13 protein-coding genes and 1 tRNA gene are annotated in these 13621 nt (G+C 70.2%); 8 read left to right on the top strand and 6 right to left on the bottom strand.

Features of this window, described 5'->3' with window-relative positions; all coding sequences use genetic code 11:
* Positions 1 to 73 precede the first annotated feature (73 nt).
* Positions 74 to 1084, top strand: coding sequence for a Bug family tripartite tricarboxylate transporter substrate binding protein (locus tag ASG30_RS04020; protein WP_055892971.1), 1011 nt, complete (start codon positions 74 to 76; stop codon positions 1082 to 1084).
* Positions 1085 to 1124: 40 nt separating this feature from the next.
* On the opposite strand, the gene ASG30_RS04015 is transcribed toward ASG30_RS04020, so the two are convergent.
* Positions 1125 to 1901 carry a GntR family transcriptional regulator gene (locus ASG30_RS04015; RefSeq protein ID WP_082521880.1) on the bottom strand — a complete coding sequence of 259 codons (777 nt, stop codon included), beginning with the start codon at positions 1899 to 1901 and terminating at the stop codon, positions 1125 to 1127.
* Between the two features lie 114 nt (positions 1902 to 2015).
* Between ASG30_RS04015 and ASG30_RS04010 the strand changes: the two genes are divergently transcribed.
* From ASG30_RS04010 to ASG30_RS23145, 5 genes are all read left to right on the top strand, one after another.
* The gene (locus ASG30_RS04010; protein WP_082521879.1) at positions 2016 to 3020 is read left to right on the top strand and encodes a tripartite tricarboxylate transporter substrate binding protein; all 1005 of its coding nucleotides are present in this window, start codon (positions 2016 to 2018) and stop codon (positions 3018 to 3020) included.
* A gap of 38 nt (positions 3021 to 3058) precedes the next feature.
* A complete protein-coding gene (locus ASG30_RS04005; protein WP_327212916.1) occupies positions 3059 to 4441 on the top strand; it encodes an FAD-dependent oxidoreductase in 1383 nt (460 codons plus the stop codon).
* Positions 4441 to 5055, top strand: a complete 615-nt coding sequence (locus ASG30_RS04000) for a 2-hydroxychromene-2-carboxylate isomerase (RefSeq protein WP_055892966.1) — start codon at positions 4441 to 4443, stop codon at positions 5053 to 5055. The genes ASG30_RS04005 and ASG30_RS04000 overlap by 1 nt, the downstream gene beginning before the upstream one ends.
* 356 nt (positions 5056 to 5411) lie before the next feature.
* Positions 5412 to 5735, top strand: coding sequence for a type II toxin-antitoxin system RelE/ParE family toxin (locus tag ASG30_RS22030; RefSeq protein ID WP_327212915.1), 324 nt, complete (start codon positions 5412 to 5414; stop codon positions 5733 to 5735).
* Between the two features lie 12 nt (positions 5736 to 5747).
* Positions 5748 to 6188, top strand: coding sequence for an addiction module antidote protein (locus ASG30_RS23145; protein WP_082521877.1), 441 nt, complete (start codon positions 5748 to 5750; stop codon positions 6186 to 6188).
* A gap of 78 nt (positions 6189 to 6266) precedes the next feature.
* On the opposite strand, the gene ASG30_RS03995 is transcribed toward ASG30_RS23145, so the two are convergent.
* The 5 genes from ASG30_RS03995 to acpS all read right to left on the bottom strand — a co-directional run bounded on the left by ASG30_RS03995 (position 6267) and on the right by acpS (position 11433).
* Positions 6267 to 6342 (bottom strand) — tRNA-Thr (locus tag ASG30_RS03995).
* A gap of 15 nt (positions 6343 to 6357) precedes the next feature.
* Positions 6358 to 8187 carry an alpha/beta fold hydrolase gene (locus tag ASG30_RS22395; RefSeq protein ID WP_055892963.1) on the bottom strand — a complete coding sequence of 610 codons (1830 nt, stop codon included), beginning with the start codon at positions 8185 to 8187 and terminating at the stop codon, positions 6358 to 6360.
* Positions 8184 to 10697 (bottom strand): glycosyl hydrolase 2 galactose-binding domain-containing protein, encoded by a 2514-nt coding sequence (locus ASG30_RS22390; protein WP_055892960.1) that lies wholly within the window; start codon positions 10695 to 10697, stop codon positions 8184 to 8186. Before ASG30_RS22390 ends, ASG30_RS22395 begins: the two co-directional genes overlap by 4 nt.
* 8 nt (positions 10698 to 10705) lie before the next feature.
* Positions 10706 to 10963, bottom strand: a complete 258-nt coding sequence (locus ASG30_RS03980; RefSeq protein ID WP_055892957.1) for an acyl carrier protein — start codon at positions 10961 to 10963, stop codon at positions 10706 to 10708.
* 11 nt (positions 10964 to 10974) lie between these two features.
* A complete protein-coding gene (gene acpS / locus ASG30_RS03975; RefSeq protein WP_055892954.1) occupies positions 10975 to 11433 on the bottom strand; it encodes a holo-ACP synthase in 459 nt (152 codons plus the stop codon).
* An 85-nt stretch (positions 11434 to 11518) separates the two neighbouring features.
* Between acpS and ASG30_RS03970 the strand changes: the two genes are divergently transcribed.
* The gene (locus ASG30_RS03970; RefSeq protein WP_055892950.1) at positions 11519 to 12700 is read left to right on the top strand and encodes an acyl-CoA dehydrogenase family protein; all 1182 of its coding nucleotides are present in this window, start codon (positions 11519 to 11521) and stop codon (positions 12698 to 12700) included.
* Positions 12700 to 13614, top strand: coding sequence for an amino acid--[acyl-carrier-protein] ligase (locus ASG30_RS03965; protein ID WP_055892947.1), 915 nt, complete (start codon positions 12700 to 12702; stop codon positions 13612 to 13614). The genes ASG30_RS03970 and ASG30_RS03965 overlap by 1 nt, the downstream gene beginning before the upstream one ends.
* The last annotated feature ends 7 nt before the right edge of the window (positions 13615 to 13621 follow it).

Below are 13621 nucleotides of genomic sequence, written 5' to 3'. Positions count from 1 at the left end.
GCGCCCGGCTGTCGTCCTGGGGCGGGCAGGCTGTTTGCCCTTTCGGTCCATTGACGAACTCCAAGGAGACCCCATGAAGTCGATCCCCTTCGCGGCCACGCGCCGCTCCGTCCTGGTCGGCGCCGGCGCGCTCGGCGTGTCCACGCTCGCGGCCCGGCTCGCGTGGGCGCAGGCCGCATGGCCGACCAAGCCGGTCACGCTGGTCATCGGCTTCCCGCCCGGCGGGCAGACCGACTTCGCGGGCCGCGCGCTGCTGGCCGGCCTGCAGAGCCAGCTGGGCCAGCCGGTGGTGATCGACAACAAGCCCGGCGTCAACGGCAACATCGGCGCGGTCGAGGTGATGAAGGCGCCGCCCGACGGCTACAAGCTGTACGTCGGCAACGGCTCCATGACCATCGCCGCGCACGTCTACAAGTCCGTCGGCATCGTCGACATGCGGCAGATGACGCCCATCGGCGTGCTGCTGCAGTCCGGGCTCGTCCTGGCGGTGCCGGGCTCCTCGGCGGTGAAGACGTATGCCGACTTCGTCGAGCACGTGAAGACCAAGAGCAAGGGCGGCAAGGGCATCGACTACGGCACCGGCGGCGTGGGCGCGCTGCCGCACGTGACGATGGAGCTGCTGCGCGAGCGGCTGGGCAATGCGCCGATGAACCACGTGCCCTACAAGGGCAGCAGCCCGGCCATGACCGACCTGATCGCCGGGCGCCTGGACGCGATGTTCGATGCCACGTCGGTCGTCGCGCCCTTCCTCAAGTCGGGCCAGCTGCGGCCGCTGCTGGTCACCAGCGACAAGCGCGTGCCCGCCATGGCGGACGTCCCCACCGCCGCCGAGGCGGGGCTCAAGGACTTCAACATCATCTCGTTCATCGGCCTGTACGGCCCGCCCAAGCTGCCCGCCGACGTGGTGGCCAAGCTCAACGCCGCGATGAACGCGGCGCTGAAGGACCCGGCCGTCACCAAGAACATCGCCGACCGCGGCGACGAGCCGGGCGGTGGCACGCCCGAGCAGCTCGCCCAGCTGACCAACACCCACCACAAGATGTGGGGCGACGTGGTCAAGGCGAACAACATCCGTGCGGATTGAAGCGTCCGCAGGCGGCGTCGCGCCGCCTGCGGGCGGATGCTCAGGGTGACGAGACGTCGAGGCGGCGGTCGTTGGGCGGGATGAACGACTCCAGGAAGTAGAGCGGCGCCCGCCCGGCCATGGCCGCGCTCTCGAGCAGCATCCCGCGGGTGCCGGGCTTGACTGCGGCGCCGGTGCTGGCTTCGTCCGGAAACTTCACGTAGCAGATGCGCTGGCGGACATCCGTGACGGGCGTGTTGATCGCGCCGGCCAGCAGCTGCTTGAGGTTGGCACCGTCCAGCGAGGACAGCGGGGCCGACGCGATGTCCGGGAACGTGCCGGCGTTGAAGTAGAAGCGGTTGAAGACGTTGAACTCGCCGTTGACACTGATTCGCCGGCTGACGCGGACGATGTCCGCGCCGGTCTGACGCAGCCATTCGGACCAGGGGCCGCGCTCGTCGATCCGCTTGCGGGCCAGCACCTTGGGGAACAGCGGCAGGAAGGTCGACTCGCCTTCGCGTCCGAGAAAGCGCAGGTGCAGCGGAGCGTCGATGGCGTTGCGGCCCTCCGCCACGTACGTGCCGCTGCCATGGGTGCGCACCAGGATGCCTTCGTCCGCCAGCTCGCGCAGGGCCCGCTGGACGGTGCCGAGGCTGAAGCGCGTCAGCCGGGCGAGCTCGCGCTCCGGCGGTAGCTGGCTCCCCGGTTTCCAGTGGCCCTCGCGGATCGCGGCCGACAGCGTCTCGCGCAGCTGCGCGTACTTGGACATGCCCGCCACGGTCGGGCGGGTGTACCTCTCCAGAAGCTCGGAGGAAGCCGGGGCGGGTGCGTCGTTCATCTCAGGTCGGCGTTGCCCCCGATCTTACGGCTTTCGTAGCAATTGACATAGTGCTATAGAGCACTGTAGCATCGAAGGACTGATTCAACGACCTGAGACCCCAGGAGACAACCCATGACCTTCAAAAGGCTGCTCACCGCCGTCCTCGCCGGAACGGCCGCACTGGTCGCGCCGTCGCTCGGCGCGCAGACGACGGCGCCCGCTGCCGGCACCCAGACCAGCGCGTGGCCGAACAAGCCGGTCAAGATCCTGTTCGGCTTCCCGGCCGCCAGCGCGACCGACGTCATCGCCCGTGCCGTGGGCCAGAAGCTCTCGGACAAATGGGGCCAGCCGGTCGTCATCGAGAACCGCCCGGGCGCCGGGGGCAACCTGGGCAGCGAGCTGGCGGCCCGCGCGCCCGCCGACGGCTACACCATCTTCTTCGGCACCGTGGCCAACGCGATCAGCACCACGCTGTACACCAAGCTCAACTACGACTACCTGAAGGACTTCACCCCGATCACGCTGGTGGCCACGACGCCGCTGGTGCTGGTCGCGAACCCCACCGTGCCGGTGAAGAACGTCAATGAGCTGATCGCGCACGCCAAGGCCCATCCGGGCGAGTTGAACTTCGGCTCCGGTGGCGTCGGAACTTCCAACCACCTCGCGGGCGAGATGTTCAAGGCGGCCACCGGGACCAACCTCGTGCACGTGCCCTACAAGGGCACGCCGGCCGCGTACAACGACATGTTCGGCGGCCAGGTGGCGCTGATGTGGGACAACATCGTGGCCGTCACCAACCACGTCAAGAACGGCAAGCTCAAGCCGCTCGCCGTGACCAGCCTGCAGCGCGCCACGTCGCTGCCGGACGTCCCGACCATGGCCGAGTCCGGCCTGCCGGGCTTCGAGGCCGTCTCCTGGATCGGCGCCCTGGTTCCGGCCGGCACGCCGCAGCCTGTCGTCGACAAGATCTACACCGACCTGACCGCCGTGCTGCGCATGCCGGATGTCAGGGAAAAGCTCGCCGCCTCCGGCGCGGTCGTCGTCGGCAACACGCCCGAGCAGTTCGCCGCCTGGAACCGCACCGAGATCGACAAGTGGTCCAGGGCCGTGAAGGCCTCGGGCGCGAAGGTCGACTGAATCCCCACGAAACCGCAGAGAACATCGAAGGACACCCAGTGAACAGAACCAGGATCCAGGAACCGGCCCGCGACATTCCGGTGCTGATGGAGACCGACATCGTCGTGGTCGGCGGGGGCACGACCGGCCCCGTCGCGGCCATCGCCGCGGCGCGCCGTGGCAAGAAGGTGGTGCTGATCGAGCGCTTCGGCTCGCTCGGGGGCATCCTGACGCTGGGGCTCAACACCAAGCCCTCGGGCGCGCTGATCGGCGGGATCCCGCTGGAGATCTGGAACCTGGCCCGGTCGGCGGGCGGGGCGGGCGACGACTACATGGCCACCACCAAGACCGGTGGCGTGCGGATCGCCTCGCCGACCGATCCCGAGATCATGAAGATGCTGCTGACGCGCCTGTGCGTCGAGGCGGGCGTGCAGATCCTGTTCGAGACCTTCGTCTCCGCACCGTACGTGGAGGATGGGGCCGTCACCGGCGTCATCATCGAGAGCAAGAGCGGGCGGCAGTTCGTGGGCACCAAGGTGCTGATCGACTGCTCTGCCGACGCCGACATGGCGGCCAAGGCCAACGCGCCGTTCGTGATGGGCTCGGGCGGCACGGAAGCCAAGATGCAGCCGGTGTCGATGTACTTCATCATGAAGAACGTCGACCTCAAGAAGCTGGCGGACTGGGCCAAGACCTGCGACGACGTGCCGGCCCGCGCCATCCCCGCCACCGAGGACGGCCTGGCCTTCGGCCTGTGGCTGACCGGCTTCAACGGCATGCTGCGCAGCTTCCAGGAAGAGACCGGCGTCAAGCTGCAGCGCGACAACATCACGCTGAAGACGGCCGACGGCCAGATGTACGTGAACGCCACCCGCGTGCTGGGCGTGGACGTGTTCTCGCCCAGGGAGTTCACGGCCGCGATCCTGGAGTGCTACCGCCAGATCGAGGGCGTGTGCCGCTTCCTCAAGGAGCGCGTGCCGGGCTTCGAGGAGGCCCGCCTGGGCCAGGTGTCGCCCATCCTGGGCGTGCGCGAGACGCGCCACATCCTGGGCGAATACACGCTGACCGGCCCCGACTCCCGCGGCGAGACGCGGTTCGACGACAGCATCGCCGCCGACGCCTCCGCGCTGGACATCCACGACCCGAAGGGGGGCGACGTCGACTTCCAGAGCATGCCCCCGTACGAGATCCCGTACCGCTGCCTGCTGCCGCAGGGGATCGAGCAGGTCCTGGTGGCCGGCCGCTGCATCTCCGCCGACCACGAGGCCCATGCGCGGTCGCGCAACATGCCCGCCTGCATGGCCACCGGCCAGGCCGCAGGCGTCGCCGCCGCCATCGCGGTGGAGGAGGGCGTGCCGGTGCGCAGGGTGCCGGTGGCCAAGGTGCAGGCGGCGCTGCGCGAGCTGGGCATGCCCCTGCGTGCCAGCGAAGTGCGGGTCTGATGGCGGAGCGCAGGCCTGTGCCGGCGGCGATCCAGTACTGGTTCAGCACGGCCAGCCCGTGGACGTGGCTGGGGAGCGCCCGCTTCGGCGAACTCGTCCGCCGCGTGGGCGCCCGGGTGGACGTCCTGCCCGTCGACCTCGGCGCGGTGTTCGCCGCGACGGGCGGCACGCCGTTCCCGCAGCGCTCCGAGGCGCGCCGCACCTACCGCCAGCTGGAGCTGGCGCGCTGGTCGCGCCGGCTGGGCGTGCCCCTCACGCTGGAGCCGCGCCACTATCCGGTCGATCGCGGCCCGTCGAGCCGGCTGCTGATCGCCGCCCGCAACGAAGGTCTCGACGCCCTTGCGCTCTCCCATGTGGTGCTGCGCGCGATATGGGCGGAGGACCAGGACATCGCGGACTGGTCCACCCTGGAGCGGCTGGCCGCCTGCTGCGGCCACGATGGCGGCGCGCTGGTCCGGGCGGCCGCGCAGCCCGAGGTCGAGCGGGAGTACCTCGACAACACCCGGCGCGCCGTGGAGGCGCAGGTGTTCGGCTCGCCCACGTTCATCGTCGACGGGGAGCGGTTCTGGGGGCAGGACCGGCTGGATTTCTTGGCGGAGCGCATCGGCGGTTGAGTTTGCCCGACGATGTTGAGGGCCTGCCACGATGGTTGCCCGCAAGACAACGGCCTAGTGCCGGGCTCAGCCTGTCCACATCTGCCAACTCCTCGTCTCTCTCGATGAGATTGAACCGAAGATCTGGCGCCTGCTGTGCGTGCCCGCCGGCTCCATCGAGTTCCTGCAGGTCATGCGAGATCCGGCGCACGGAGAACACGAAGCAGTGGCGGTGGGGTTTGACATGAACGCAGCCAACGTCGCCACACGCTGGCTGACGTAAACGCGGCAAGGTCGACCGAAAAGGCTGCGCCGGGCCGAAAATCCCCACTCGATTGAATGGTTGAGCTACCGAATGATTGAGTTATCGTATCCGAGTGGATACAGTCATCCCCGCAGCGTGGCGTTCAGTGAATACGCTCCAAGAAACAGACGAGTTCTCAGCTTGGCTTTCCGCCTTGGCTGATCGCGCTGGTAAGGCCCACATCCTTGCCCGCCTGGCTCGCGCCAGGGCCGGGAACTTTGGAAATTGTGAGCCGGTCGGGGAGGGCGTCAGCGAGATGCGAATCGACTTGGGGCCAGGCTATCGGGTGTACCTCAAGAAGGTTGGAACGGTGGTGTATCTGCTTCTCTGTGCAGGAACGAAGTCAACTCAGAAGGCGGATATTCGCCGGGCCAAGTCACTCGCCAGCAAGTTGTGAAGGATCCGTGCCATGACAAACGACAAGCCTCTCAAAGTGCGTCCGTTCGACGCTGCCGAGTACCTGACCGACCAGGCGACCATCGCCGAGTACCTGAACGCCTGCCTTGAGCTGGACGACCCCGCCGCGCTCCTGAACGCCATCGGGGATGTGGCTCGCGCGCAGGGAATGAGCGAGCTTGCTCGCAAGACTGGGCTTGGTCGGGAGAGCCTCTATAAGGCACTCGCTCCCGGTTCCCACCCCAGGTACGACACCATTCTCAAAGTTACCCAAGCTCTAGGTGTAGAGCTTCGCTTCACGTCGCCCGAGAAGGCGAAGGCAGGAGAAAAGCGTTCAGCCGTGCCGAAGCGGGTCAGGCGAGTCCCGGCTGAAGTCCGCGCCGTTGCACAGGTAGAGAGCCGAGCAAAGTCACCCAAGAAGCGCAAGGCGACGAAGAGGGCGGAACGAGAGTGATCTGCTTCCACATCGAACGTTACGCGCCACCTACGGAAAAGCCCCCCAACCATGACAGCTGGGGGGCCCTTTTGACCGTGGTGCCGGAGAGAGGAATCGAACCCCCGACCTTCTCATTACGAATGAGCTGCTCTACCGACTGAGCTACTCCGGCGACCGAAGCGCGGGATTATAGCGTCGAGGTGGCGCCCACTCTTGGGGTCAGGGCCCCGGCGCCACAGGAGTCGGCGCAGGGTTCGGGCGCCGGCTTGCGCTGCGGCCGCTGCGCCAGGTGCCGCAGCAGTTCGTCGAGCACGAAGCGCTGGTTGCCGGGGCGCGAGAAGGTGTGGTCGGCCTCGGGCACATAGGCCATGCGGAAGCCCGGCTGGTCGCGCAGGCGCCGGCCGTGGCGGCCGAAGTGGAACTCCACGTAGTCGCGGCCGTCGTCGCTGTCGGACACCAGCATCAGCACGTCGGTGCCGCGGCGGCACAGGCGCTGCATCCGGGCGCGCAGGCTCTCGTGAACATCGCCGCCGGGCCGCAGGGCGCGCCGCAGGCGCGCGCCGGCCAGGGCGAGGAAGCGGCCGGCGATCAGGCGCAGGTCGACCTGGCCGCGCAGCAGGCGGCGCCACACCTCGGGCCGGAAGGCGGCGCGGCGGTAGAAGTCGGTCGACTTGGCGTACTGCTGCATCGAGTCCTGCCAGGTGTCGCCGGCCTTGCCGGGTGTCCAGTCGAGCAGGCGCGAGTTCATCAGCACCAGGCCCCCCACTCGCGGCTCGGCCAGCGCGGTCTGGAAGGCCACGTACGAGCCCGAGCAGATGCCCATGAGCACGAAGTCCCGGCAGCCGCGCGCGGCCAGCGCATCGAGGGCGACGCGCACGTCCTGCGCCGAGGCCTTTTCGTACAGGGTGGCGCCCGGCTGGCCGGGTGGCGGCTCGCTGTCGCCGATGCCGGCCAGGTCGAGCCGCAGCACCGGGTGGCCGGCGGCGGCCATCGCGCGCGCGGCGTGAACGTAGAAGCGGTGCGGCCCGACGCGGTGGTTGCCGCCCACGTTGAGCAGCACCACGCCCACCTGTCGCCGCGAGGGCAGGGCGATCCCGGGCACGGGCTCCGAGAGCACGGCGCAGAGCGAACCTCGCGGGCCGAGCCGCAGCGTGCTCTCCAGCACTTCGCCGGTCGGGCGCTCCGGGCCGGGCCGGGGCGCGGCGGGCAGCGGGTCGGTGCGCCGGCGCGCCGCGGGCGAGGCGGCCAGCCAGGCCGTCAACGCGTCCAGCGTGCGCGGCGCGAGCACGCCCTGGCGCGGCTCGCCCACCATCGCCGCATAGCCGGGCCAGCCCTCGAAGCGCGTGTCGGCGCCCAGTGCACGCAGGGCCTTCGGCAACGGGCCTTCGGCGGGCAGGTCGTCGCGGCCGATGACGAGCACGCGCGCGGCCGGCCGCTGCGCAGGTTGGGTGGCGTCCAGGCCGGCCAGGTCCCGCAGCGTCTCGGCCGTGTACGCATGCCCGAAGGCGAGCAGCGTGCCATCCTGGTCTTCGACGCCTGTCGCGCGCAGCTCGCGGGCGAAGGCCTTGCCGCCGGGGCAGGGCGCCCACAGCAGCAGGCTGTCGACGCCGCCGATGCGGGCCGCCGCCTCCACCGCCAGCGTGCCGCCCAGGCGCAGGCCCAACAGCGCGACGTGGCGCGCGCCCGAGCAGCGGCGCGCCTGCGCCACGGCCGCCTCGATGCTGGCCCGCCAGGCGGCGACGCGCCCCGGCTGCAGGTCGTCGCCCGAGGCGTCGCCGGTGCCCGGGTAGTCGAAGCGCAGCACGGGAAAGCCCGCCCGCGCGAAGGCGCGCGCCATCTGCACGTAGGTCGGGTAGCTGCTGATCGCCTCGTAGCCGATCGGTGGGCACATCACCAGGGCCAGGTCGCGCCACGGGCGCGCGGGCGGATGGAACCAGGCGGTGCACCAGCCGCCGCCAGAGTCGAAGGTGAACGGCGCCGCGGCCGGGGGCGCGCCACGCGCGGGGTCGAGGTTCATTCGAGAGACATCTCCAGGGGGACGGTCGTGGACGAGTTGCTGGCGAGGAGCTGGCCGGCGAAGTCCGCGCCCGGACGCGTGCGGTGCAGGCGCACCTGCCGCGAGGCGCCGGGGGCGAGGTGGAAGTGCTCGTCGTCCGCCTGCCAGCCGGGCAGGTCGAAGTGGACATCCAGGGCCAGCCGGCGCGAGCGGACGGTGAGCAGCGCGGTGCCTTCGTGCCGCTCGACATCCGCCGAGAGGCCGAGGTCCCCACCGCGCTGTGCGAGCAGCTCGCCCAGGCCGAGCGGGAACAGGAAGCTTTCCGCCAGCGTGGCGCCGGAAGCATCCAGCAGCCGCGCGACGAGGCCTTCGCAGGTCGGCGGCCCGAAGCGGTAGGCGTGGTTCAGGTCCAGGAAGCTGCCGAGCACTTCGATGCAGGAGAGCGTTGCGCCTTCGCGCGGCGCGAGGCGCAAGGGGCGCCGGCCCTCGGCGACACGCACTTCGCCGTCGCGCCAGGCGACCACTTCGAGCGTGAGGTCCCGCGCCTGCGCCGACTCGTTGACCGCGTGCACCATCGCGCCGTTGCCACCTTCGTCGGTGAGGAACACCGCCAGCGGCTGCAGCACGCGGCGCAGGCCATGCCAGGCGGACTTGGGCGCGCCCCGCTCGTCCAGCACGCCCCAGCCCGCGCCCGCCCACAGGTCGCGCAGCATCAGCAGCAGCGCGCCGCCGCAGGGCGAACCCGGCCGGCGCCATTCGGCGAAGGCCGACTGCATCACTTCGGACGTGGCCAGCCGGCCGAGCGCGAGGTAGCGGTCGTGGTCGGCGTGGCGCAGGCGCGCGGGATCCACGCCGAACAGCTGCTGCACGTAGTGGTCGCGCACGTCGTCGAAGTCCCAGCCGGCGCCCAGGTCGCGCGGCGACCGTGCCTTCCAGTGCGGGTGGTGGACCCGCGTGTCGCGCCCGCCGGGCAGGCGCTCCAGCGCGTCTGCGGCCGGCACGTTGGCGAAGGCCAGGCATTCGGTCGCGAACTTCAGGCCGCTGCGGCGGGCGTCGTCCAAGGGGCGCTCGTAGGCGCCCACGCCGTAGTACGAGGTCGTGCCCGAGCTCGCCACGTGCGGGAAGGCACCGCCATGCGCGCTGGAGGGCCAGTAGGGCGTGCCGGGCGCCTGCGCGGCGCACAGGGCCGGCAAGGCTTCGTGGAAGAAGGCGGGCCGCCACTGCTCGGGCGGCGCGCCCCACATCGCGGCCTGCTGCTCCACTTCGCTGTTGCCGCACAGCACGGCCACGCAGGGACGGGGCGACAGCCGGGCGACCTGCTGGCGTGCTTCCTCGGCGGCCGAAGCGGCGAAGTCCGCGTCGTCGAACGGGAAGTCCATGCTCGCGAACATGAAGTCCTGCCACACCAGCACGCCGAGCTCGTCGCAGGCTTCGTAGAAATGGTCTTCTTCATAGACCATCGTGCCGGCCAGGCGCAGCATGTTCATGCCGGCGTCGCGGGCCTGCCGCACGGCGGCGTGGCAGGCCTCGGGCGAGGAGCGCAGGCTCACCGGGTCCAGCGGCGTCCAGCCGGCGCCGCGGCAGAAGATGCGCTCGCCGTTCACGCGGACCGCGAAGCCGTCACCGGCGGTGTCCAGCTCGATGCGGCGAAAGCCCACGCGGCCCAGCGGCAGCTCGCGCCGGCCGCCGTCGCGCGACTGCAGCTGCAGCGATGCCGTGTACAGCGCAGGCTCCCCGTGCGTGTGCGGCCACCACAGGGCGGGGCCCTGGATATCGAGTCGCGTGTCGCCCGATGGACTGACCGGTTGTCGCCAGCTGCGCCCGCCGTGCTCCAGCACGAGCTGCGCGGATTCGACCTGCCGCCACCAGACGTCAGGTGCATCGAGCGAGAACTGCACGCGGCCGACGCCCGCGTCCACCGTCGCCTGCAGGCGCCAGTCGAGCGCGCCGTCGGCAGCGTCGGCGCACCAGACGTCGCGCCAGGGCCCCACCGCGGCCGCGGGCGGCGACCAGCCCGGCGTGCGGCCCAGCAGCGTGGTGCGCAGCCAGCGCAGCTGCTGGTGCGCCACCATCGGCGTCCTCCAGCGCGGCCGCGGCCGGCGCTTTTTTGCGAGTTCGGCCTGCAGCGAGCCGAAGCGGATCAGCAGTTCGTTGTCCTTCTCGCGCAGCGCGTCGTCGACCCGCACGCGATGCGCCTGGAACATGTTGGTGGACGAGAGCAGCGGCCGGCCATTGAGGAAGGCGTCGGCCAGCGTCGCCAGCCCGTCGAACCCGAGCAGCGTGCCCCGCGCGAAGGCCGGTGCATCGAAGAGCGCGTGGTACCACCAGTCCTGCGCATCGAAGTCGCGCGCCGGCGCATCGAGCGACCAGTCGCCGCGTTCGCGCAGCGCGGCGGCCACGGTCATCGGCCCGGCGATCGCCTGCCAGGTGGCGCCTTCGTGCGGTGCCGGTGCGCCCGGCTCGGTGGCCAGCAGGCGCCATTGGGCGCGCAGGGGCGTTCGCGCACCCGCGCGGGGGGCGGCCGCGGACATCGCGGCGGTCAGGCGGCGATCAGTTCACGCAACGCACGCTCGATCGAGCCGATGCTGCGGAACACGTTGCGCTTGAGCATGTGGTCTGGGAACTCGATGTCGAACTCGCCTTCCAGCGCCAGCATCACGTTGACGCTGGCATGCGAGGTCATGCCGGACTGGTACAGGTCGGCGTCGGTGGCCAGCTTGCCGGGGTCGGTGGCCAGCCTTCCGTGGTCGCGCAGCACCTGGCGGATCGACGTGTCTGCATGTTGCAAGGTTGTCATGCAGTCGATTCTTATGAGCCCTCCTGCTCGGCAGTGTCGGACACGACCGCAACCACAGCAGCGGCGTAGTCACCGTCATGGCTCAAACAGACTAGTGCGCGGGCTACGCCCCGCGCGCGCGCCGCTTCCAGGGCCTTGCCGTGAAGCGCCAGGCTGCAGGCGCCGTCGTCGTGGCGCACCACTTCGATGTCGCGCCAGTCGACGCCCACTTCGCTGAGCGACAACGCCTTGATCGCCGCTTCCTTGGCGGCGAAACGCGCGGCCAGGCGCTCGGCCTGTTGCCCGGGCACGCCGCGCGCGTAGGCGGCCTCGGCCGGCGTGAACATGCGCTGCTCGAAGCGCACGCCGACGCGGCGGATCGACTCCTCGATGCGCGGGATGTGGACGATGTCGATGCCCAGGCCGACGACTTTCGCGCCGGCCAGGGCTAGTCCGTTCGAGAGGGCATTGATGAGGTTTTCGCTGTGCATTTTCAGACGGGGACGACACCACGCCACGGTAGCGCGGTGCTATGGTCCCACCCGACTTTCTCATGCATTGAGGACCTTCGCATAAATGGATTCCCCCTCGGACAAGGCCTTTCCCCAGCTCATCGAAGCCGTGCGCAAGGTCTGCGCGGAAGTCGCCGCCGCGCAGGCGCCGGACGTCGACGCCAAGGCCCGCTTTCCCATCGAGACGCTCGCCGCCCTGCGCGAGTGGCACGTGCTGTCGGCCGCGGTGCCGGCGCAGTTCGGCGGCGCGGGCTGCACGATGCAGCAGCTCGCCCAGATCTGCGCCACCGTCGCCCAGTCCTGCGCTTCCAGCGCGATGGTGCTGGCCATGCACTACATCCAGGTGGCGTGCATCGCGCGGCACGGCACGGACAGCGAGTACTTCCACGGCTACCTGCGCGACCTGGTCAGGCGCCAGTACCTGCTGGCGTCCATGACATCGGAGGTCGGCACCTTCGGTGACACGCGGTCCAGCGTCTGCGCGGTCACGCGCAGCGCCGGCCGGTTCCGGCTCGACAAGGACGCGACCACCGGCTCGTACTGCGCGCATGCCGACGCCATCCTGGTCACCGCTCGCCGTGACGAGTCGGCCGCGAAAAGCGACCAGGTGCTGGTGCTGGTGCGGCGCGAGGACTGCACGCTGTCGCAGACCACCAGCTGGGACACGCTGGGCATGCGTGGCACGTGCAGCCCCGGCTTCAAGCTCGTGTCCAGCGGGGACGAAGCGCAGATCCTGCCCGGCGCCTTCGCCGACTGTTCGGCCCAGACCATGGTGCCGTACTCGCACATCCTCTGGGCCGCTCTCTGGTGGGGCATCGCCGCGGGCGCGGTGGCCAAGGCGGCGCAGTTCGTGCGCGGCCAGGCGCGCCAGACCCCCGGCACCATGCCGCCCACCGCGGGCCGGCTGGCGGAAGTCTCGGTGCAGCTGCAGACGCTCAAGCAGAACTGGGTGGCCGCGGCCCGCGACTTCGACGACCTGGGCGATGGCGCGCACGCCCGCGAGGAGCTCCTGAGCATGGCCTGGGCGCTGCGCCTGAACAGCCTGAAGATCGCCTGCTCCGACCAGTCGCCGGAGATCGTGCAACGCGCGCTGCGCATCGTCGGCATCCTGGGCTACAAGAACGACAGCCCCTTCGCCCTCGGCCGCCACCTGCGGGACGCCCTGTCCGGTGCGCTCATGATCTCCAACGACCGCATCGCGGCGAAGAACGCCTCGATGCTGCTGGTGCACAAGGAGGCCGCGTAATGGACGTTCGCACCTACGACATCGACGGCTTCACCGAAGGGCTGGTCGAGCATGGCCTGATCGTGCCCACCGGCATCCGCGGCGCCTATGGCCGCGGGCCGGTGTTCGAGGACATCCTTCGCTCCTTCAACGACCTGGTGTCGCGCATCGCGGCGCCCGACAAGGCGCAGGAGCTGATGTTCCCGCCCATCCTGGCGCGCTCGCTGATCGAGAAGGTCGGCTACATGGACAACTTCCCGCAGCTGGCGGGCTCGGTCCACAGCTTCATGGGCAGCGACCGCGAGGCGCGCGAGCTGTCGGCCCGGGCCCACGCCGGCGAGCGCTGGGAAGAGCTGCTGTCGCCCACCGACGTGATGCTCACGCCGGCGGCCTGCTACCCGGTCTATCCCACCTTCAGCGGCCTGCTGCCCGAGGGCGGGCGGCTGGTCACGGTGATGAACTGGGTGTTCCGCCACGAGCCTTCGGACGAGCCCACGCGGCTGCAGCACTTCCGCATGCGCGAGTTCATCCGCGTCGGCAAGCCCGAGGACGTGGTGAAGTGGCGCGACGCCTGGCTGGAGCGCGGGCTGAAGCTGCTCGAAGGCCTGGGCCTGCCGGTGCAGAGCGACGTCGCGTCCGATCCCTTCTTCGGCCGTGCCGGCCGGATGATGGCCGCCGGCCAGGTCGAGCAGCGACTGAAGTTCGAGATCCTCTGCCCGGTGATCTCGCGCGAGAAGCCGACGGCGATCTGTTCGTTCAACTGGCACCAGGACCACTTCAGCTCCAAGTTCGGCATCCGCAACGCCGACGCCTCGGTGGCCCACACGGCCTGCCTGGGTTTCGGCCTGGAGCGGGTGACGCTGGCCCTCATCAAGGCGCACGGGTTCGATCCGGCCGACTGGCCGGACCGCGTGCGTTCGCAGCTGTGGCCCTGAGGCTTTC

Source organism: Ramlibacter sp. Leaf400 (genome assembly GCF_001424545.1).
Lineage (GTDB): Bacteria > Pseudomonadota > Gammaproteobacteria > Burkholderiales > Burkholderiaceae_C > Ramlibacter.
This window is presented reverse-complemented; position numbering and strand designations above follow the sequence as displayed.

Excerpts from the sequence above, each read along its gene's own strand:
- ASG30_RS03980 (WP_055892957.1), bottom strand. The coding sequence starts at position 10,963 with ATGACAACCTTGCAACATGCAGACACGTCGATCCGCCAGGTGCTGCGC.
- ASG30_RS04000 (WP_055892966.1), top strand. The coding sequence starts at position 4,441 with ATGGCGGAGCGCAGGCCTGTGCCGGCGGCGATCCAGTACTGGTTCAGC.
- ASG30_RS22395 (WP_055892963.1), bottom strand. The coding sequence starts at position 8,187 with ATGAACCTCGACCCCGCGCGTGGCGCGCCCCCGGCCGCGGCGCCGTTC.
- ASG30_RS03965 (WP_055892947.1), top strand. The coding sequence starts at position 12,700 with ATGGACGTTCGCACCTACGACATCGACGGCTTCACCGAAGGGCTGGTC.
- ASG30_RS04020 (WP_055892971.1), top strand. The coding sequence starts at position 74 with ATGAAGTCGATCCCCTTCGCGGCCACGCGCCGCTCCGTCCTGGTCGGC.
- ASG30_RS22390 (WP_055892960.1), bottom strand. The coding sequence starts at position 10,697 with ATGTCCGCGGCCGCCCCCCGCGCGGGTGCGCGAACGCCCCTGCGCGCC.
- acpS (WP_055892954.1), bottom strand. The coding sequence starts at position 11,433 with ATGCACAGCGAAAACCTCATCAATGCCCTCTCGAACGGACTAGCCCTG.
- ASG30_RS04010 (WP_082521879.1), top strand. The coding sequence starts at position 2,016 with ATGACCTTCAAAAGGCTGCTCACCGCCGTCCTCGCCGGAACGGCCGCA.
- ASG30_RS04015 (WP_082521880.1), bottom strand. The coding sequence starts at position 1,901 with ATGAACGACGCACCCGCCCCGGCTTCCTCCGAGCTTCTGGAGAGGTAC.
- ASG30_RS23145 (WP_082521877.1), top strand. The coding sequence starts at position 5,748 with ATGACAAACGACAAGCCTCTCAAAGTGCGTCCGTTCGACGCTGCCGAG.
- ASG30_RS03970 (WP_055892950.1), top strand. The coding sequence starts at position 11,519 with ATGGATTCCCCCTCGGACAAGGCCTTTCCCCAGCTCATCGAAGCCGTG.